The following is a 19,493-nucleotide window of genomic DNA, read 5'->3' as shown; positions in this document are numbered from 1 at the left end:
CAAGGCAGGCCGCCTCCGGTCAGGCCGCGTGAAACGCGCGGCTGTCCCCGGGCGCTTCATCACGGTCGTTGAGGCCGTAGTCCCTGACGATGCTGGCGATGCGCAGGCGATAGGCGTCGAAGACGCCGTTCCGGCCGAGGGACTGGGCGGCGCGGTGCTCCTCGGTGTTGCGCCAGGCCTTCACCGCTGCTTCATCGCGCCAGAAAGAGAGCGAAAGCAGCCGTGCCGGATCGGTGAGGCTGCGAAAGCGCTCGATGGAGATGAAGCCGTCTATGTCGTCGAGCAGCAGGCGCAGGTCGCGCGCCGTGTCGAGATAGAGATCCATGCGGCCGGTCGCCGGCACCACTTCGAAGATCACCGCAATCATGGCGTCACCTTCGGGGCATGAGGCAACGAGACGTTCCTGAGGAAGATGCGGTCCTCCTTCATGATGAAACGTTCCCTGCGGGAAAAATCGTAGTTCGCGCGGCCGAGCGGATCGGCGGTGAGCCGGGCGCGGTAGGCCTCGTAGGCCGCCAGGCTCTCGATGTTGTAGACGCCGTAGGCCGTGGTCGCCGAGCCTTCATGCGGGGCGAAGTAACCGAGGAGATCGGCCCCGCAGCGCGGGATCGCCTGGCCCCAGTTGCGGGCATATTCAGCGAAGGCGTCCTTTTTGAAAGGGTCTATCTCGTAGCGGATGAAACAGGTGATCATCGTCGTCTCCTTGTGTGCGATGGCCTCTTTTCCCACATTGCCCGACGCGAATGCTTCGACTATCATCGAAGTATGAAAGAAGGACCGGACATTTCCCAGATCGGCGCGCTCATCGGCGATCCCGCGCGCGCCAACATGCTGACCGCGCTGATGGGCGGGCAGGCCTTGACCGCAACCGAGCTTGCGGGCGCGGCGGGCGTCACGCTGCAAACGGCCAGCTCCCATCTTTCCAGGCTGGAGGCCGGCGGGCTGGTCGCCCAGCGCAAGCAGGGCCGGCATCGCTATTTCGCGCTTGCCGACGACGAGGTGGGCGCGTTGCTCGAAGGCATCATGGGCTTTGCCGCGAACCGCGGCCTGCTGCGCACCCGCCCCGGGCCGAAGGACCCGGCGCTGCGCAGGGCGCGCGTCTGCTACAACCACCTCGCCGGCGATTTCGGCGTGCGCATGCTGGACCGGATGGTGGCCGACGGCGATGTGACACTCGACGGCGACGACGCGGCGCTGACGGCGTCCGGCGAAGCACGCGTGACGGCGCTCGGCATCGACATATCCGCCCTGAAGGCCCAGCGCCGTCCCGTCTGCCGCACCTGCCTCGACTGGAGCGAACGGCGCTCGCATCTCGCCGGCTCGCTCGGCGAGGCCCTGCTGGCGCGCTTCATCGCGGACGGCTGGGCCAAACGGGAAAAGGACAGCCGCGCCATCCGTTTCACCGGCGAAGGCGAGCGGAAGTTTATGGCGCTGTTTCCGTGAGGGATGACGAACGCCCCTCATCCGCTGGCCGTCGCGCATGGCTCCCTCCCCGAATCGGCAATTGTCCGGCTGCCCTCTTTCGTGTAGGGAAACCGCGGCCTCACGGGTGCCCCGCACCCCATCGTTCTTCCGCAATTCCGGATGCAGCCTTCCCGGACTTGCCCCCTTTGAAAGACATGCGCTCATGAACGGTTTCGATCTCATCATCTTCGACTGCGACGGGGTTCTGGTCGATTCGGAAATCATCGCGGCGGAAGTCGAATCCGCGCTGCTGACCGATGCCGGCTATCCGATCGGCGTCGAGGAGATGGGCGAGCGCTTCGCCGGCATGACCTGGCACAACATCCTGCTGGCCGTCGAGCGCGAGGCCGCCATTCCGCTGTCCGCTACCCTGCTCGACAAATCGGAAAAGCTGCTGGACCTGCGCCTCGCCCAGGAAGTGAAGGTCATCGACGGCGTGAAGGCGATGCTCTCGCGCATCCGCAAGCCTTACTGCATCTGCTCGAATTCCTCCGCGCACCGCCTCGACATGATGCTCTCGAAGGTCGGCCTCAAGGAGGTCTTCGGTCCCTATGTCTATTCGGCGAAGGACCTCGGCCCGGACCGCGTGAAGCCGAAGCCGGACATCTTCCTGCATGGCGCAAAGCAGTTCGGCGCCAATCCGTCGCGCACGCTGGTCATCGAGGATTCCGTGCATGGCATCGCGGGCGCAAGCGCCGCCGGCATGCGCGTCGTCGGTTTCACCGGCGCCTCGCATACCTACCCTTCCCATGCCGACCGCCTGACGGAAGCCGGCGCGGAAACCGTCATCTCGCGTATGAGCGAGCTGCCGGAGGTCATCGCCGCGCTGGCCGAGTGGCAGGAAGCGATGTGAGGCTTTCGACTACCCGAATGAAAAGGCCGCGGAACACTGTTCCGCGGCCTTTTCATTTGAGACCTGTCGAAGCGGTTACTTCCGCCGCTTCTTCGCCGATCCCTCTTCAAAGCCGACATAGGCCTTGGTGAAGCCGCCGGAGCCGCCCGGGATCGAGACGTTGGACTGGGTGAAGATGAACTGGCCCGCGCTTCCGTCCGGCGGGATCGTGACCGGGAACTGCACGAGTTCGGAATAATGCGCGGTATCGCCGTCCATGACGGAAACGCGGATCGGCACCGTCACGGTGCCGCTGGCGCCGGCCGGGCCGACGACGACGCGGCCCTGCACGACGATGGTCATGACGAGCTGGTTCTCGTTCATCACGCACTGGCGGGTCGTGTCGGCGAGCGTCACCTGATAGGCGAGGTTCTGCGGATCGTCCTTGGCGCCCTTGCCGAAGCGCTGGAGGACGGCCGTGCCGTCGCGCAGGAAGACCTGCGGGCACGAACCCTGGATCACCGCGACCTGCGTCTGCTGCTGCGCGGCGGCCTGGACGCCCGACGGATCGCTCGTCACGCCGAGATCGGCGGGCTTGTCGGTCTGGTTGCAGCCGGCGACGACGGCGAGAAGGGAAATGCCGAGAAAACGGCCGATGGTCATTCCAAACACGATACGTTCTACCCCTGCGATCAGGCCCCGCCCCCGGCGCACAAGCCTTTCGGAACTCGTTTCACGGGCCTTTTCACGACCCTAGGCGATGGTCTATAGCAGCGGCGCGGCGAAAAATCGATTGTCGAATGAAAACGCCCTCAGAAATTCGGAGAGGTTCGCCTTCCTCGCGAAGACGGGCCGGACGCAACGGCATTTGCAAATCCAAGGACGCAGCAACGTGGATTATGTTTCGACCCGGGGCGAGGCCCCTTCCCTCGGTTTCTCCGATGCGCTCCTGGCGGGCCTTGCCCGTGACGGCGGCCTCTACGTGCCGCGCGAATGGCCGACCTTCTCCAAGAAGGAGATTCGGGCGCTGCGCGGAAAATCCTACCAGGAGATCGCCTTCACCGTGCTCTCTCCCTTCGTGGAAGGCGACATTCCGCTCGAAAAATTCCGGACGATGATCGACGAGGCCTACGCCACCTTCCGTCATCCCGCGATCGCCCCGCTCGTCCAGACCGGGCCGAACGCCTTCGTCATGGAGCTGTTCCACGGCACGACGCTCGCCTTCAAGGACGTGGCGATGCAGCTTCTCGCCCGCCTGATGGACCATGCGCTGGCCGCCCGCGGCGAGCGCGCCACCATCGTCGGCGCCACCTCGGGCGATACCGGGGGCGCGGCCATCGACGCCTTCGCCGGCCGTGAGCGCACCGATATCTTCATCCTCTTCCCCGAGGGCAAGGTCTCGCCGGTGCAGCAGCGCCAGATGACCACCTCGACGGACAAGAACGTCCACGCCCTCGCCATCAAGGGCAATTTCGACGATTGCCAGAGCCTCGTGAAGGCGATGTTCAACGACGCGAAGTTCCGCGACGGCGTAAAACTCTCCGGCGTCAACTCGATCAACTGGGCGCGCATCATGGCCCAGATCGTCTACTATTTCACGACGGCCGTCGCGCTCGGCGGACCGGACCGGAAAATCTCCTTCACCGTGCCGACCGGTAATTTTGGCGATATCTTCGCCGGCTACGGCGCCAAGCGCATGGGCCTGCCCATCGACAAGCTGGTGATCGCGACGAACGAGAACGACATCCTCGCCCGCACGCTGAAGACCGGCCGCTACGAGATGAAGGAGGCCAAGGCCACCACCTCGCCGTCGATGGACATCCAGATCTCGTCCAATTTCGAGCGACTGCTGTTCGAAGCCTATGGCCGCGATGCCGGCGCGGTGCGCCGCGCGATGGAGTGCCTGAAGCAGTCCAATGCCTTCGACATCGAGGACAGCGCGCTGAAGGCGATCCGCAAGGAATTCCGCGCCGGTCGCGCCTCGGAAAAGCAGGTCGCGCAGACGATCAGGGAGACGCTGGCCGCGACCGGCTACCTGCTCGACCCGCATTCGGCCATCGGCGTCTTCGTCGCGGCCAAGCACGAAAAGCCGAACGCGCCCATGGTGACGCTCGCCACCGCCCACCCGGCGAAATTCCCCGCCGCAGTAAAATCGGCCTGCGGTATTGACCCGGCGCTTCCGACGTGGCTTGCTGACCTCATGCAAAGGGAGGAGCGGTTCGACATCCTCGAAGCCAGGCTCGATGCGGTGGAAACCTTCATCGGGAAGCATACGCGGGTTCGGGGCTAGAATCGCAGAAAGTGCGTCTGATGAAAGTTGAGTGCACCCGGCTTCAATCCGGGTTGACCGTGGTGACCGAGAACATGCCGCATCTCGAGAGCGTCGCTCTCGGCGTGTGGATCAAGTCAGGATCACGCAACGAAACCACGGACGAGCACGGCATCGCCCACCTTCTGGAACACATGGCCTTCAAGGGGACGGAGCGCCGCTCCGCCCGCCAGATCGCCGAGGAAATCGAGAATGTCGGCGGCGAGGTCAACGCAGCCACCTCGACGGAAACCACCTCCTACTATGCCCGCGTGCTTAAGGACCACGTCCCGCTCGCGGTCGACATCCTCGCCGACATCCTGACGGAATCCGTCTTCGACGAGGAAGAGCTTCGCCGTGAGAAGCACGTCATCCTGCAGGAGATCGGCGCGGCGAACGACACGCCCGACGACGTGGTCTTCGACAAGTTCTCCGAGGTCGCCTATCGCGACCAGATCATCGGTCGCGCCATTCTCGGCACGCCGGATACCGTTCTTTCCTTTACCCCCGGCGAGATCCGCTCCTATCTCGACCGCAACTACACGACGGACCGCATGTTCGTCGTCGCGGCCGGCGCGGTGAACCATGACGAATTCGTGCGCCAGGTCGAGGACCGCTTCTCCTCGCTGCCGACCGCGCCGAAAATCTCCCCGGTCTTCGAGCCGGCCCGCTATACCGGCGGCGATGTCCGCGAGACGCGCGACCTGATGGACGCGCAGGTGCTGCTCGGTTTCGAGGGCAAGGCCTATCACGCCCGCGACTTCTACTGTTCGCAGATCCTCGCCAACATCCTCGGTGGCGGCATGTCCTCCCGCCTCTTCCAGGAAGTGCGCGAGCATCGCGGTCTCTGCTATTCGATCTACGCCTTCCACTGGGGCTTTTCCGATACCGGCATCTTCGGCATCCATGCCGCGACCGGCGGCGAGAACCTGCCCGAGCTGATGCCCGTCATCTTCGACGAGTTGAAGAAGTCGTCCGAGACGATCGAACAGCAGGAAATCGAGCGTGCCCGCGCGCAGATCCGCGCCCAGCTCCTGATGGGCCAGGAAAGCCCGGCCGCCCGCGCCGGCCAGATCGCCCGCCAGATGATGCTCTACGGCCGCCCGATCCCCAACGAGGAACTGATGGAGCGCCTTGCCGGCATCACCATCGAACGCCTGACGGACCTTGCCGGCCGGCTGTTCTTCGATACCGTGCCGACGATCTCGGCCATCGGCCCGCTGGAACACCTCGTCCCGGCCGGCGACATCACCCGCTCGCTCGCGCGCGGGACCATCGACCGCGCGGCGAGCTGAGGCCGCGCCCCGGCGGCCGGATGCGGCCGCCGGCTGAAAAACACCCTTCCCATGTCGGAACCCGCTCGGCTCGCCCGTCCTTGTGCCATGTCCACGGGAGAGGAAACCCATGCAGAAGCTCGCCGCCTTGCTCGACCGCACCGAATGGGCCGAAAGGCCGGATGCCTGGAAGGGCCGCTTCGAGGGAACCGTGTTCGGCACGAATGTCTCGGTGATCTTCTACACCACGGACGAGGTGGGGCGCGGCCCACGGCTCCACCGGCATGCCTATGACGAGGTCTTCATCGTCCGCGAGGGCCGTGCGCTCTTCACGGTCGGCGACCGGCAGATCGAGGCCGTTGCGGGGCAGATCGTGTTCGGACCGGCCAATGTGCCGCACAAATTCGTCAATCTCGGCCCCGGCCGGCTGGAGACGACCGATATCCACGTCACGGACACGATCGCGCAGGAAGACCTGGATTAGCGTTTCTGCCTCCACCTTGGGCAATCTGCCGGTCGCCATGCACCAAATGCATGCCTCTGCTGCAAGCTTATGCATTTTCACGGATCAGGCGATCGCATACATAGTGGCCAACCCAAAGGAGCTGACCATGAACATCATCGCAAAGATCAAGAAGAACGCCGCCGACCGCCGTGCCGTCCGTGAGCTGAACGCCCTCGACGACCGCGCCCTGCAGGACCTCGGCATCTCGCGCTCGCACATCCAGTCCGCCGTCAAGGGCTTCCTGGTATTCGGCTGATAGGATCGTCCCGGCACTCTTCACCCCTCCCGTGAATGGAGCGCCGCCATCCTGTACGACGTAACCCGCCGCAAGGCGGGTTTTGTCTTTTCGGGCCTGCCCATTTGACGCCGCGGAACGTGCTGGCATAGTCTTGCGGCAAGGTGCGCGGAGGATTGAATGGCACGGTCGGTTTTTCGGTTTCTGTCCCGGCAGTCCGACACGGTCGAACTGGCCGGCGACCGGCATCTCCTGCGCCTTCCCCGCTTCCAGGACTATCGCCAGTGGTATGCGCTGCGCTCCGAGAGCCGGCGTTTCCTTGAGCCATGGGAGCCGACCTGGCGGAACGACGAATTGACCGAGAGCGCCTTCCGCACCCGCGTCATCCGCAACGAACAGGAATTCTCCTCCGGTCAGGCCGTGCCGCTGCTCGTCTTCACGCGTGCGACAGGCACGGAAGCAACGCTGCTCGGCGGGTTGACCATCGGCTATATAAGGCGCGGGGCGGCGCAATGCTGCATGATCGGCTACTGGATGGGCGAGCGGCATGCCGGCCAGGGGCACATGTTCGGCGCCCTCAACCTTGCCATCCCCTATATCTTTTCCAGCCTTCAGTTGCACCGTATCGAGGCAGCCTGTATTCCAGACAATACAAGAAGCATCCGTCTCCTTGAAAAGGCCGGCTTTCGACAGGAAGGCTACCTTCGGGAGTATCTGAAGATAAACGGGGAGTGGCGCGACCACGTGATGTTCTCGCTTCTGGCGGCCGACAGGCAGCCGTGAGAGCGGCGCGATGGACGCGGCAGGACTGGGCAGTTACCTAAGGACAATGCACTTTCAATGACGTCTTCCTCCGTGCCGCAAGCGTACTCCGCCAGCCGGCTGTTCGCCCTCATTCTCCTGGCGACGATGCTGCTTGTCGGCCTCTTCGCCGGCCGGGCCTTCGCCGTCGAGCCGGTGAAGATCTCCCGTGACGACACGGCGCTCGACCTCACCGCCACCACGGAAATCTATACGGGCCGGGGCGAAGCCTTCCAGATATCCACCGCGCCCGGCACGGACGGCATCGTGCGCCGCATCGAGGTCCGCGCGACCTCCGAGACCCATCAGGGCGACTGGGCCGTCTTCGCGCTCGCCAACGTTTCGGAAGAGCAGATCGACCGCCTGATCGTCGCCCCGCATTTCCGCCTCGTGCAGTCTGGGCTGTTCTGGCCCGACCTCGGGGCAAAGCGCATCATCTCGATCACGCCGAGCGAGGGTTTTGCCCTCGACCGCCAGCCGAGCGAGGAGGCGGACGTCTTCCGCATCACGCTCAACCCCGGAACGGTCGTGACCTTCGTCGCGGAGCTGACGACCCCCGACCTGCCGCAGATCTACCTCTGGGCGCCGGACGCCTACAAGGACACGGTCAACGCCTTCACGCTCTATCGCGGCATCGTGCTCGGCATCGCCGGCCTTCTCGCCGTGTTCCTCACCATCCTCTTCGTGGTGAAGGGCACCTCCATGCTACCGGCGACGGCGGCGCTCGCCTGGGCGGTGCTCGGCTATATCTGCGTCGACTTCGGCTTCCTCTCCAAGCTCATCTCCATAACAGCGGGTGACGAGCGCATATGGCGGGCAGGAACCGAGGTGTTCCTGGCGGCGGGCCTCGTCGTCTTCCTCTTCACCTATCTCAACCTCAACCGCTGGCATGCGCACCTCTCCTACGCGACGCTCGCCTGGGTGCTCGGCCTCGCGCTCCTCTTCGGCGTGGCGATCTACGATCCGCCGATCGCGGCCGGCATCGCCCGCCTTTCCTTCGCGCTGACCGGCACGGTCGGCATCGTGCTCATCGCCTATCTCGGCTTCAATCGCTACGACCGCGCCATCCTGCTCGTGCCTGCCTGGGCGCTGATCCTCGTCTGGCTGTTCGGGGCGTGGCTGACGGTGACGGGCCAGCTCAACAACGACATCATCCAGCCGGCGCTCGGCGGCGGCCTCGTGCTCATCGTTCTCCTCATCGGCTTCACGGTGATGCAGCACGCCTTTGCCGGCGGGGCCTATAGCCAGGGCCTCTTCTCCGATCTCGAGCGCCAGTCGCTGGCACTGACCGGCTCGGGCGATACGGTCTGGGACTGGGACGTGGCGCGCGACCGCGTCGTCACCATTCCCGACATCTCCATCCAGCTCGGCCTTGCGCCCGGCGTCATGCACGGACCGGCGCGCAACTGGCTGCCGCGCCTGCATCCCGACGACCGCGACCGCTTCCGCGCCACGCTCGACGTGCTTCTGGAGCACCGCAAGGGCCGGCTCAACCATCAGTTCCGCGTGCGCGCCGAGGACGGCCACTATCATTGGCTGTCGATCCGCGCCCGGCCGGTGCTCGGCGCGAACGGCGAGATCATCCGCTGCGTCGGCACGATCATCGACATCACCGAGCAGCGCAATTCCGTCGACCGGCTGCTGCAGGACGCCCTGCACGACAACCTGACGGGCCTGCCGAACCGCCAGGTCTTCCTCGACCGCCTGCAATCGATCCTCTCGCTCACCGCCAGTTCCGACACGGTGCGCCCGACGGTGCTGACCATCGATATCGACCGCTACAAGCAGGTCAACGACGCGCTCGGCATCGCCGCCGGCGATAATATCCTCATCGCGCTGACCCGGCGCCTGCGCCGCCTGCTGAAGCCGCAGGACACGCTGGCGCGGCTTTCCGGCGACCAGTTCGGCCTCATCCTCGTTTCCGAGCGGGACCCCGCCAAGGTGGCGGATTTCGCCGATGCCGTCAGCAAGGCGATCATGGTGCCGATCAATTTTGGCGGGCGCGAGATCATCCTGACCGCCTCCATCGGCCTCGTCTCCTGGGTGGACCAGCAGGAGGATGCGGCGGGCCTGCTCAATGACGCGGAGCTTGCCATGTATCGGGCCAAGAAGGCCGGCGGCAACCGCGTGGAACCCTTCCGTCCCGCCTTCCGCACCTTCGGCGCAGACCGGCTGCAGATCGAGACCGACCTTCGCCGCGCCATCGAGCGCAAGGAACTCTCCCTCGTCTACCAGCCGATCGTGCGCCTGGAGGATGCCGAGATCGCCGGCTTCGAGGCGCTGATGCGGTGGGACCACCCCAAGCGCGGCAACATCTCGCCGGCCGAATTCATCCCCATCGCTGAGGCCTCCGACCTCATCAACCAGCTCGGCCTCTTCGCCTTCGACAAGGCGGCGAGCGACCTGATGGACTGGCAGATGCAGACCGGCGACCTGCCCGTCTTCGTCTCGGTCAACCTGTCGAGCGCACAGCTTCTCAACAACGAGCTTTACAACGACGTGCGCGCGGCGCTGGCCCGCACCCGCTGCGAGCCGCGCAAGCTGAAGCTGGAGCTCACCGAATCCGTCGTGATGGAGAACCCGGAACAGGCTCGCCTCATCCTCTCGAAACTGAAGGATGTCGGCCTCGGCCTGGCGCTCGACGATTTCGGCACGGGCCATTCCTCGCTGTCCTACCTCACCCGCTTCCCCTTCGACACGATCAAGATCGACAAGGCGCTGGTCTGCGACGGCTCGGACAAGCGCACCGTCCTCCTGCGCTCGGTCATCTCGATGGCCCGCGAACTGGACATGCAGGTGGTGGCCGAAGGCATCGAATCGGAAGAGGATGCCGTGGAACTCGGCAAGATGGGCTGCGAATTCGGCCAGAGCTACCTCTTCGGCCCGCCCATCGGCTACGATTCGGTGCTGCGCCTGCTGAAGGAACGCTTCCCGCTGATGAAGCGGGCGTGAGGCCCCGCTAGCCGCCTGCCCCGAGCACTAGCCGGTTGATGAAGTCCAGCTTCTCCACCACCGGCGGCGGCAGGAGGAAGGGGTAGCTGTCGGGCTGGCCCATGGAGCGCTGGATAGCGTTCATGGCGACGCTGAGGGGGATCCACGCCTCGACGAGACGGCCGGCATTCGGGGCACGGTAGGGATCGAAGGTGACTTCGGCTTCCAGCTCCTCATGACCCTTCGGATCGGTGTTGAGGCCGAAAGCGCGGGCGGTTTCCAACGTGTCGACGATATGGAGGTAGTGCGCCCAGCATTCGGCGAAATCCTCGGCGGGATGGCAGCTCGCATAGGTGCTGATGAAACGGTCCTGCCAGTCCGGCGGCGGGCCTTGCTCGTAGTTACGCCGGAGGGCGGCAGCGTAGTCCTCGCGCTCGTCGCCGAAGAGACGGCGGGCTTCCTCCAGCGTGGCCGTGTCGCGAACCAGCTCCTTCCAGTAGAAATGCCCGATCTCGTGGCGGAAATGGCCGAGCAGCGTGCGGTATGGTTCCCCCATGGAGACACGCACGCTTTCGCGCACCGCATCGTCGGCTTCGGCTGCGCGAAGGCTGATCAGGCCGTCCTCGTGCCCGGTCATCGCCGCGGTGACGACATTGCCTCCCGCATCCAGTTCGTCCGCCAGGAAATCAAAGACGAGGCCGCCCGACGGGTCTTCCTCGCGGGTCGGGTGCGGCAGGCGCCAGCGCAGGATCGAATAGAAGAGATGCCGCTGGGCGGCGCTTATACGCCGCCAGCGCTCCAGTCCCTTCGGGTCGGTGGTCGGCACGATGCGGTTATGGCGGCAGGCCGCGCAGAAGGCCTGCGGGTCGTCGGCGGGCAGAATCCAGTTGCAGATATCGTGCGCCGCGTTGGCGCAGAAGCGATAGAGGCCGTCCCGCGGCACGATGCTCCAGAGCCCCTCGCCTTCCGGCGTCAGCGCGTGCAGGGTCCCGTCTTCAGCCCGAAAACCGAGGACCGCGCCGCAACGTATGCAGAGGCGATTGTCGAAATGGGTCGTCTGGCCGCAGACGGCGCAGGTGAAGAGCTTCATGTCATCCCCGGATGATGCGACCTTCGGCAAGATATCCGCGTCGCCACCGGCGACACGGATATCCGCTTTTCACGATGACGGGATGACGAACAGCCACCCCGGAGAGGCTCAGAGCCGGTCGACCGCGTTCTTTACCGCATCCTTGGCCTTGCCGACGGCCTTCTGGGTCTTGCCCTTGGCCTCCTGAGCCGCGCCCTCGGCGCGAAGCTTCGGGCTGTCGGCAGCCTTGCCGGCGGCCTGCTTTGCCTTGCCGGCCAGTTCGTTGGCCGTGCCCTTGATCTTGTCGCTCGTGCTACCCACGGTCATGCTCCTTGTTAAGGCGCCGTCGTTGACGCCCCCGCACAACGGCGCGCGGGGCCACAAGTTCCAGCCTGCGGGGAGAAAATCGGCGGGGCGAGGCTCAGGCGTGCCCGGCCTCGGTGGACAGCATGGCGGGCGTGATGCCCATCAGGCCGAGGGCGCGCTCGTACTTGCTGTCGAGGTTCGTATCGAAGATCAGCTCTTCCTGTGCCGGGCAGCTCAGCCAGCCGTTAGCGCCGATCTCGTTCTCGATCTGCCCCGCGCCCCAGCCGGCATAGCCGAGCATCATCAGGCCGCGCTGCGGGCCGCGCCCGCGGGAAATGGCCCGCACGATATCGAGGGTCGCCGTCAGGCAGATGTCGTCGCTGACGGGAATGCTCGATTCCGAAAGGTAATCGTCCGAATGCAGGACGAAGCCGCGCCCGCTCTCCACCGGCCCGCCGCAGCGGATGGGGAAATCGAGCGTCGCACCCGGCAGGCGGATCACCTCTTCCTCGCCAAGAAGATCGAGATGCAGCAGCACGTCGGAGAAGCTCAATTGCTGCGGCCGGTTGATGACGAAGCCCATGGCCCCGTCTTCCGAATGGGCGCAGATATAGACGACGGTGCGGGCGAAATTGGCGTCGGCCATGCCCGGCATGGCGATCAGGAATTGACCGTCAAGGAAGCCGCGTTCTCGTTTGTTTTTCAGAACCGACATAGCCATAGTGCGGATAGCCTACCAATTCGCCGCCAAATGAAAAGCGTTCTTTTCGCGGAGCAAGGCAGGCCCGCCTTGCGAAACGGCCATGGCGCAAAGGCCCACGATCAAGCTTTTATGATCGGCGCGTGCGCTCTTGCCGCTGGAAAGCGGCGGCGCGCGGCGATAGACATGATGCCATGAAACGTCTGCAAACCGCTGCCCTGGCATTGCTTTTCATCAATTCCACAGCCGCCGCCGCGACCTCTTCCTGGGTCGAGACGCCGGGCGGGGATGTGCGTCTCGTCGCGCTGCCGGCCGACGCGGACGGCTCCGTGCGCGCCATGCTGGATATCCGCCTGCATGACGGCTGGAAGACCTATTGGCGCGATCCGGGCGGCAGCGGCATCCCGCCATCCATCGCCGTCAGCGGAGCGGAGCTTGTGTCCACCGGCTTTCCCGCCCCCAAGCGCCTCGGGGACGAGGCCACGCACTATATCGGCTACGACAAGCCGGTGCGCCTGCCCCTGACGCTCGGCAAGGCGACGGGCGAGGCGATCTCCGCAAGCGTCTTTATCGGCGTGTGCAAGGATATCTGCATTCCCGTGCAGGCGGAGCTGACGGTGAACGTCTCCGGGGAGAGCTTCGCCAATCCGCTAGAGGAGGCGGCGATCGCCGAAGCCGAGGCCTCGCTGCCGCAGGGGGCGAGCGACGGCTTCAAGCCGCTCGACGGCCGCTGGGCGGCGGATGGCAAGAGCGTGACCGTGCGCTTTGCGGCTCCGTCGGACGGGGCGATGCCGGATGTCTTCCTCTCCGGCACATCGGGTTTCGAATTCGGCGCGGCCGCGCCTGCGCGCCGCGAGGGCGACGCCTTCGTCGCCGAGGTGCCGGTGCTGCACAGGCCGAAGGTCTTCGACCTTGCCAAGGCCCCGATCCTCCTGACGGTGCGCGCCGGGGCGAAGACGATGGAAAGCCCGCTTGCCATCGACTAACCCTCCCCTATAGTGCCGCGGCAAGCCATTCCGCTGAAACAGGAGAGACGCCGTGACCATAGCCGTTGGAGACAAGCTGCCCGACCTCAAGCTGAAGGAGCGCACGCCGGACGGTCCCGTCGACATCTCGACGGACGATCTCTTCAAGGGCAGGCGCGTCGTGCTCTTCGCCGTTCCGGGCGCCTTCACGCCCACCTGCTCGCTGAACCACCTGCCGGGTTATCTGGAGAACCGCGACGCGATCCTCGCGCGGGGCGTGGACGACATCGCCGTCGTCGCGGTCAACGATCACCATGTCATGGGCGCCTGGGCGGTCTCGACGGGCGGCGCGGGCAAGCTGCGCTTCCTCGCCGACTGGGACGCCGCCTTCACCAAGGCGCTCGGCATGGAGATCGACCTTTCCGCCGGCACACTCGGCCTGCGCTCCAAGCGCTATTCCATGCTGGTCGAGGACGGCGTGGTGAAGACGCTGAACATCGAGGAAAGCCCGGGCCAGGCGACCGTTTCGGGCGCAGCGGCGATGATCGGGCAGCTTTGATCCGAACCGGGGCCATGGCGGAAACGCCGTGGCCCGCTTCCCGCCGTGGAGAGCGCCGTGCCGCCGATCTATGTCGCCATTCTCACCTATGTCCGACCGCTCGAAGAGATCGACCGCCATGTCGAGGCGCACATCGAATGGCTGCGGCGGCACTATGCGGACGGCACGTTTCTCCTCTCGGGCCGGCGCGTGCCGCGAACCGGCGGCGTCATCGTGACGCGCGGCGAGAGCCTCGAAGCGGTCGAGGCGCTGCTGAAGACCGATCCCTTCCAGCAGCACGGGCTTGCCACGGTCGATATCATCCCCCTGCAGGTCGCGATGGCGGCCGACGGGCTGAAGGAGCTGTTGCTGGGCGCGTGAGAAAGGCCGTCAGCCCTTCTTGAACGGCGCCATGCCCTTGCGCGCCAGTTCGTCGGCGCGTTCGTTCTCCGGGTGGCCGGCATGGCCCTTGACCCAGTGCCATTCGACCTTGTGGCGCAGGCGCGCCGCATCGAGCGCCTGCCAGAGGTCGCCGTTCTTCACCGGCTTCTTGTCCGCCGTCTTCCAGCCGTTCTTCTTCCAGCCGAAGATCCATTTCGAAATGCCGTCCATGACGTATTTCGAATCCGTGTAGAGATCGACCTCGCAGGGCGTCTTGAGCGCGGTCAGCGCGCTCATAGCCGCCGTCAGCTCCATGCGGTTGTTGGTGGTCTCGGCCTCGCCGCCGGACATTTCCTTCTCGACCTCGCCATAGCGCAGCACCGCGCCCCAGCCGCCGGGACCGGGATTGCCCGAGCAGGCGCCGTCCGTGAAAATATCGACATGCTTCATCGGGAAAGACCGTATTCCGCGGGGTTGGCAACCTGGCGGTGGAAGCGCAGCTTGCGCAGGTATTCCAGCGGGTCCTTCTTGACGACCAGTGCGCCGGGCGGGGTCATCAGCCAGTCGTAGAGCCGCGTCAGGAAGAAGCGGATCGCCGAGCCGCGGCAAAGCAGCGGCAGCGCGGCGGCCTCCTCCGGCGTGAGCGGGCGAACGCTCTCGTAGCCTTCCAGCAGCGCCATGCCCTTGGTCAGGTTGAACGCGCCGTCCTTTTCGAAGCACCAGGCATTGAGGCAGGTGGCAACGTCGTAGGCGAGGATGTCGTTGCAGGCGAAGTAGAAGTCGATCAGGCCGGACAGTTCGTCGCCGATGAAGAAGACGTTGTCCTGAAAGAGATCGGCATGGATGACGCCTGTCGGCAGGTCCCTCGGCCAATGGGCCTCGAGGAAGGAAAGCTCGCCGGCGATCTCGTCCTGAAGTCCCTCTTCCACTTCGTCGGCGCGGTCGGCGGACTTGTCCCAGAGCGGCCGCCAGCCATCGACGGTGAGCGCATTCCTCCGGGTGATCTCGAAACCTTCACCGGCAAGATGCATCTCGGCCAGCGCGCGGCCGACCTCGCGGCAATGCTTCGCCGCGGGCTTGCGCAGCCACATGCCCTCGAGGAACGTGATCATCGCGGCCGGACGGCCGGAGAGTTCGCCGAGCAGCGCGCCGTCGTTGCGCGGCAGCGGCAGCGGGCAGGAAAGGCCCCGCTCCGCCAGATGGTGCATCAGGCCGAGGAAGAACGGCAGATCGCCGGGATCGACGCGCTTTTCGTAGAGCGTCAGGATGAAGGCGCCCTTGGTGGTGTGCAGCAGGAAATTGGAATTCTCCACGCCCTCGGCGATACCCTTGTAGGAGAGCAGCGTGCCCGCGTCATAGGCGGTGAGGAAACGGGAAAGATCGTCTTCGGTGATATCGGTATAGACGGCCACGGCGGGTCTCAGGCTTGATGGGTTGGATCGGTCGGTCGGATCGGTGTGGCGCGTCGCCCCTCACCTGCCTGCCGGCATACTCTCCCCGTAAACGGGGCGAGGAGCGATGGGCGCGCCGTTCTGCCCTTTCGCCCCGCCTGCGGGAAGAAGGTCGCGGCAGCGGGATAAGAAGCGGCCCCGCAGATAACGCGGTTCACGGCCCTATTCCCCATTGACGAAAGCCATGTCGGCGGAGGTCAGTTCTATGTTGCGCAGTTCGCGGTTGACGAGGAAGTGCTCGTTCTCCTCGACCGTATCGGCCAGTTCCACCACCGCGTTGTAACGCGCGCGGAACGCCTCGATGATCTCGTTGACAATGACCTCGGGCGCGGAGGCCCCGGCCGACAGGCCGACGGTGCGGATGTCGCCGATGGTCTCCCAGTCGATCTCGGCGGCGCGCTGGACGAGCACGGATTTCCCCGCCCCGGCCCGCAACGCCACTTCGACGAGGCGCTTGGAGTTGGACGAATTGGGCGCGCCGACGATGAGGAAGAGATCGCAGCCGGATGCGGCCTGCTTGACGGCCTCCTGCCGGTTGGTCGTGGCGTAGCAGATGGAATCGGCGGCGGGGGCCGTGAGGTTCGGGAAGCGCTCGTGCAGGCGCTTGATGACGCCGGCCGTGTCGTCCACGGAAAGCGTCGTCTGGGTGACGAAGCCGAGATTGTCCGGGTCCGGCGGGGTGTACCGGTCGGCGTCCTCGACGGTCTCGATCAGGTCGACGGAGCCTTCCGGCAACTGGCCCATCGTGCCGATGACCTCCGGGTGGCCGGCATGGCCGATCAAGACGACATGGCGGCCGAGGCGCTGGTGGCGCATGGCCTGCTTGTGGACCTTGGAGACGAGCGGGCAGGTCGCGTCGAGATAGAACAGGTTGCGCGCCTCGGCATCCTCGGGGACCGACTTCGGCACGCCATGGGCGGAGAAGACGACGGGCTGCTGGCGGTGTTCCTCGGGAATCTCATTCAGCTCCTCGACGAAGATCGCCCCCTTGGCCTCCAGCCCCTCCACGACATAACGGTTGTGCACGATCTCGTGGCGCACATAGACCGGCGCGCCATAGGCCTTCAGCGCCAGCACGACGATCTGGATGGCGCGGTCGACGCCGGCGCAGAAGCCGCGCGGGCCGCACAGCCTGATGGTCAAATCCGGTCGGGTTTCAGTCATGCGCATCGGTTATCCGGCAAAGAGGACGGCGACAAGGGCGACGGCCGCGGGAAGCGCCTGGATGACGAAAATCTTCCGCGAGGCCGTTGCGCCCCCATATAGGCCGGCGACCACGACCGCGCCAAGGAAAAACAATTTGATCTGCCAGGCGAAGGCCGGATCCGGATGGACGAGCGACCAGAAGAGGCCGGCGGCGAGGAAGCCGTTATAGAGACCCTGATTGACGGCGAGCACCTTCGTCGCCTCGGCCTGCGCGGGCGTCATGCCGAAGGCCTTCAGGCCCTTCGGCGTCGTCCAGAGGAACATTTCGAGGATGAGGATATAGACGTGTTCGAGCGCGACCAGCGCGACGAGTATGGTTGCCAGTATCTGCATGCCGATCTCCCCGGAGCCTTCTTCTTCCTACGGCATTTCAGGGCGCCGGGCGATTGCCTTTTCGCCGGAAGAGCGCGTAGAGGCCGACGCCCACCAGCGCGGCGGCAAGGCCGTACCAGGTGACGGCGTATTGCAGGTGATTGTTCGGCAGGTCGAACTGCGTGACGGCGCCGATCGGCAGGCCCTTGGGGTTCGGCGCATCGCCCGCATCGACGAAGAAGGGCACCAGCCGGTCGGCCGGGATGCCGGTGCTGGAGGCCATCGCGTCGAGGTCCTTCCAGTAGAAGATGTTCTTGGAAAGGTCGTTCTCCGGCACGATGGAGGACGGCTTTTCAGCAAGGCGGGCGCGGGCAAGGCCGGTGACGGTCTGCTCGCCGGTGAGCTGGCCCTGCTTGCGCATTTCCGGCTCCTTCGCCTCGTAGGGCGTAAAGCCCCGGTTGACGAAGAGGAAGCGGCCGTCGGCAAGCTGCAGCGGCGTATAGACGTGATAGCCGGTCTGGCCGCGCCAGGTGGCGAAGAAGTGGCGCTCCTTGTTGTTGACGAAGACGCCGGAGACGGTGACGGGGCGGTATTCGATATCCTCGCCCTTCTTCGCCATCGCCTCGATATCGGCAAGGGCGACCGGGGCCGCGGTTCGCCGCGCGGCCATGTCGGCCAGCAGTTGCTCCTTCCAGTGAAGGCGTTGCACCTGCCAGGTGCCGAGCGAAAGCAGAATGGCAAGCGCAAGGACGAAGGCGACCGCGGCCGCGACCACCCTGCCCCCGCGCGCGCGCGGGCGCTCGCCGGCCGGCGCCTCAGCCACGGTCGATTTCGCCCGGCCGGGCATTGTTGCGGTATTGCAGGGCGATCAGCAGGCCCTTGAGGACGCGCGTCAGCCCGAGGCCGAAGACGATCACCGCCGGTATCCACAGAAGGAAATGCAGCCAGAGCGGCGGGCTGAAATTCACCTCCAGCCACAGCGCCGCGCCGACGACAACGAAGCCGACGATCAGCAGCACGAAGACGACCGGGCCGTCCCCCGAATCGGCGAAGGAATAGTCCAGACCGCAGTTCGCGCAGCCCGGCTTCACCTTCAGCATGCCGTCGAACAGCTTGCCCTGGCCGCAGCGCGGGCAGCAGCCCCGCGCGCCGGCGCTGAAGGGATCGACGGGAGGAAAGAGGGCCTTGTCGTCATCCATGATGTTCGTTCCGTGAAGGGTATCGGTGCAGCTATACATCTCCGCCTCGCCCCTCGTCCAATCGAAAGGCCGCGACAAAGACGCCTAAAGAAAAACGGCCGCATCGCTGCGGCCGTCTCGAAATCGTGTCCTGACGGATCAGCCGTGGACCGGCGCGCCCCAGCCACCCCAGATGTAAATGGAGAAGAAGAGGAAGAGCCAGACGACGTCGACGAAATGCCAGTACCAGGCGGCGGCCTCGAAGCCGAAGTGCTGCTTCGGGGTGAAGTCGCCGCGCGCGGCGCGCACGAGGCAGACGATCAGGAAGATCGTGCCGACCAGAACGTGGAAGCCGTGGAAACCGGTCGCCATGAAGAAGGTCGCGCCGTAGATCGAGTCCTTGAAGGCGAACGGTGCGTGCGCATATTCGTAGGCCTGGACGAAGGAGAACAGGACGCCGAGAGCGACCGTCAGCGCAAGACCGTTGATCAGGCCCTTGCGGTCGTTGTGCAGCAGGGCATGGTGCGCCCAGGTCACGCAGGTGCCCGAGAGCAGCAGGATGACGGTGTTGTACAGCGGCAGGTGCCAGGGATCGAGAACCTCGATGCCCTTCGGCGGCCAGACGCCGCCGGTATGCGCCACGCGGGCGGCCTGGATGGCCTCGCCCGGGAACAGGCTGGCGTCGAAGAAGGCCCAGAACCAGGCAACGAAGAACATCACTTCCGAAGCGATGAACATGATCATGCCGTAGCGCAGGTGCAGCGAGACGACGCGCGTATGGTGGCCCTCATGGGCTTCCTTCACGGTATCGGCCCACCAAGCGTACATGGTGTAGAGCGTGATCACGAGACCGATGAAGAAAATCCACGGATTGGCGACGTTGAGGCCGAACAGGTGGAACGCACCGCCCGACAGCCAGCGCATGTAGCCGATGCCGCCGAATGCCAGGACGAAGGCGCCGATGGAGGCGAGCAACGGCCACGGGCTGGGGTCGATGATGTGGTAATCGTGTTTCTTCTGGTGCGCATCGGCCATGT

24 protein-coding genes are annotated in these 19,493 nt (G+C 65.3%); 11 read left to right on the top strand and 13 right to left on the bottom strand.

Going from position 1 to position 19,493, the window contains the following annotated elements:
* Positions 1-19: 19 nt before the first annotated feature.
* Both MOE34_RS03720 and MOE34_RS03715 read right to left on the bottom strand, forming a co-directional pair.
* Positions 20-367, bottom strand: a complete 348-nt coding sequence (locus MOE34_RS03720; protein WP_242221122.1) for an antibiotic biosynthesis monooxygenase family protein — start codon at positions 365-367, stop codon at positions 20-22.
* Positions 364-693: an NIPSNAP family protein gene (locus MOE34_RS03715; protein ID WP_242221121.1), complete on the bottom strand. Its 330-nt coding sequence runs from the start codon at positions 691-693 to the stop codon at positions 364-366. The genes MOE34_RS03720 and MOE34_RS03715 overlap by 4 nt, the downstream gene beginning before the upstream one ends.
* 72 nt (positions 694-765) lie before the next feature.
* Here MOE34_RS03715 and MOE34_RS03710 point away from each other — a divergent pair, with 72 nt between their 5' ends.
* Both MOE34_RS03710 and MOE34_RS03705 read left to right on the top strand, forming a co-directional pair.
* Positions 766-1,443, top strand: a complete 678-nt coding sequence (locus MOE34_RS03710; protein WP_242221119.1) for an ArsR/SmtB family transcription factor — start codon at positions 766-768, stop codon at positions 1,441-1,443.
* Positions 1,444-1,627: 184 nt separating this feature from the next.
* Entirely contained in the window at positions 1,628-2,317 is a 690-nt protein-coding gene (locus MOE34_RS03705; RefSeq protein WP_242221117.1) for an HAD family hydrolase, read from the top strand.
* A 75-nt stretch (positions 2,318-2,392) separates the two neighbouring features.
* On the opposite strand, the gene MOE34_RS03700 is transcribed toward MOE34_RS03705, so the two are convergent.
* On the bottom strand, positions 2,393-2,959 hold the full coding sequence (locus MOE34_RS03700) for a hypothetical protein (protein WP_242221115.1): 567 nt from the start codon (positions 2,957-2,959) through the stop codon (positions 2,393-2,395).
* Positions 2,960-3,188: 229 nt separating this feature from the next.
* Here MOE34_RS03700 and thrC point away from each other — a divergent pair, with 229 nt between their 5' ends.
* From thrC to MOE34_RS03670, 6 genes are all read left to right on the top strand, one after another.
* Complete coding sequence (gene thrC / locus MOE34_RS03695; RefSeq protein ID WP_242221113.1) at positions 3,189-4,586, top strand: threonine synthase; 1,398 nt, start codon at positions 3,189-3,191, stop codon at positions 4,584-4,586.
* A gap of 17 nt (positions 4,587-4,603) precedes the next feature.
* Positions 4,604-5,899, top strand: a complete 1,296-nt coding sequence (locus MOE34_RS03690; protein ID WP_242223736.1) for a M16 family metallopeptidase — start codon at positions 4,604-4,606, stop codon at positions 5,897-5,899.
* A gap of 109 nt (positions 5,900-6,008) precedes the next feature.
* Positions 6,009-6,362, top strand: a complete 354-nt coding sequence (locus MOE34_RS03685; RefSeq protein WP_242221111.1) for a cupin domain-containing protein — start codon at positions 6,009-6,011, stop codon at positions 6,360-6,362.
* A 127-nt stretch (positions 6,363-6,489) separates the two neighbouring features.
* Positions 6,490-6,639, top strand: a complete 150-nt coding sequence (locus MOE34_RS03680) for a DUF1127 domain-containing protein (protein ID WP_160785490.1) — start codon at positions 6,490-6,492, stop codon at positions 6,637-6,639.
* A 159-nt stretch (positions 6,640-6,798) separates the two neighbouring features.
* Positions 6,799-7,401 (top strand): GNAT family N-acetyltransferase, encoded by a 603-nt coding sequence (locus tag MOE34_RS03675; protein ID WP_242221109.1) that lies wholly within the window; start codon positions 6,799-6,801, stop codon positions 7,399-7,401.
* Between the two features lie 126 nt (positions 7,402-7,527).
* Entirely contained in the window at positions 7,528-10,371 is a 2,844-nt protein-coding gene (locus tag MOE34_RS03670) for an EAL domain-containing protein (protein WP_242223734.1), read from the top strand.
* Between the two features lie 7 nt (positions 10,372-10,378).
* Here MOE34_RS03670 and MOE34_RS03665 read toward each other — a convergent pair whose 3' ends face one another.
* The 3 genes from MOE34_RS03665 to MOE34_RS03655 form a co-directional block, all read right to left on the bottom strand.
* Entirely contained in the window at positions 10,379-11,440 is a 1,062-nt protein-coding gene (locus MOE34_RS03665; RefSeq protein WP_242221107.1) for a zinc-binding metallopeptidase family protein, read from the bottom strand.
* Between the two features lie 108 nt (positions 11,441-11,548).
* A complete protein-coding gene (locus MOE34_RS03660; RefSeq protein WP_242221105.1) occupies positions 11,549-11,740 on the bottom strand; it encodes a CsbD family protein in 192 nt (63 codons plus the stop codon).
* 100 nt (positions 11,741-11,840) lie between these two features.
* Entirely contained in the window at positions 11,841-12,446 is a 606-nt protein-coding gene (locus MOE34_RS03655; protein ID WP_242221103.1) for a YqgE/AlgH family protein, read from the bottom strand.
* Positions 12,447-12,619: 173 nt separating this feature from the next.
* Here MOE34_RS03655 and MOE34_RS03650 point away from each other — a divergent pair, with 173 nt between their 5' ends.
* Genes MOE34_RS03650 through MOE34_RS03640 form a run of 3 tightly spaced genes read left to right on the top strand, consistent with a single transcriptional unit; the run spans position 12,620 to position 14,309 of the window.
* Positions 12,620-13,411, top strand: a complete 792-nt coding sequence (locus MOE34_RS03650; RefSeq protein WP_242221101.1) for a protein-disulfide reductase DsbD domain-containing protein — start codon at positions 12,620-12,622, stop codon at positions 13,409-13,411.
* Between the two features lie 52 nt (positions 13,412-13,463).
* Entirely contained in the window at positions 13,464-13,949 is a 486-nt protein-coding gene (locus MOE34_RS03645; protein ID WP_242221098.1) for a peroxiredoxin, read from the top strand.
* Between the two features lie 57 nt (positions 13,950-14,006).
* Complete coding sequence (locus MOE34_RS03640; protein WP_431522409.1) at positions 14,007-14,309, top strand: YciI family protein; 303 nt, start codon at positions 14,007-14,009, stop codon at positions 14,307-14,309.
* 9 nt (positions 14,310-14,318) lie between these two features.
* Here MOE34_RS03640 and rnhA read toward each other — a convergent pair whose 3' ends face one another.
* From rnhA to MOE34_RS03605, 7 genes are all read right to left on the bottom strand, one after another.
* Positions 14,319-14,759: a ribonuclease HI gene (rnhA, locus tag MOE34_RS03635; RefSeq protein ID WP_160785481.1), complete on the bottom strand. Its 441-nt coding sequence runs from the start codon at positions 14,757-14,759 to the stop codon at positions 14,319-14,321.
* Positions 14,756-15,721, bottom strand: a complete 966-nt coding sequence (locus tag MOE34_RS03630; RefSeq protein ID WP_242221096.1) for a homoserine kinase — start codon at positions 15,719-15,721, stop codon at positions 14,756-14,758. Before MOE34_RS03630 ends, rnhA begins: the two co-directional genes overlap by 4 nt.
* Before the next feature lie 201 nt (positions 15,722-15,922).
* Positions 15,923-16,924, bottom strand: a complete 1,002-nt coding sequence (ispH, locus tag MOE34_RS03625; RefSeq protein ID WP_431522408.1) for a 4-hydroxy-3-methylbut-2-enyl diphosphate reductase — start codon at positions 16,922-16,924, stop codon at positions 15,923-15,925.
* Positions 16,925-16,933: 9 nt separating this feature from the next.
* Positions 16,934-17,299 (bottom strand): DUF1304 domain-containing protein, encoded by a 366-nt coding sequence (locus tag MOE34_RS03620; RefSeq protein WP_242221092.1) that lies wholly within the window; start codon positions 17,297-17,299, stop codon positions 16,934-16,936.
* Between the two features lie 37 nt (positions 17,300-17,336).
* Positions 17,337-18,125, bottom strand: a complete 789-nt coding sequence (locus MOE34_RS03615; protein ID WP_242221090.1) for an SURF1 family protein — start codon at positions 18,123-18,125, stop codon at positions 17,337-17,339.
* Positions 18,094-18,477: a DUF983 domain-containing protein gene (locus MOE34_RS03610; RefSeq protein ID WP_242221088.1), complete on the bottom strand. Its 384-nt coding sequence runs from the start codon at positions 18,475-18,477 to the stop codon at positions 18,094-18,096. The genes MOE34_RS03615 and MOE34_RS03610 overlap by 32 nt, the downstream gene beginning before the upstream one ends.
* A 138-nt stretch (positions 18,478-18,615) precedes the next feature.
* Positions 18,616-19,491: a cytochrome c oxidase subunit 3 gene (locus MOE34_RS03605; RefSeq protein ID WP_242221085.1), complete on the bottom strand. Its 876-nt coding sequence runs from the start codon at positions 19,489-19,491 to the stop codon at positions 18,616-18,618.
* Positions 19,492-19,493 lie beyond the last annotated feature (2 nt).

Origin of the sequence: Shinella zoogloeoides, from assembly GCF_022682305.1 — a bacterium.
Taxonomy (GTDB): Bacteria; Pseudomonadota; Alphaproteobacteria; order Rhizobiales; family Rhizobiaceae; genus Shinella; species Shinella zoogloeoides_B.
The sequence above is the reverse complement of the archived record's forward strand: the minus strand, read 5'-3'. Positions and strand labels throughout refer to the sequence as shown.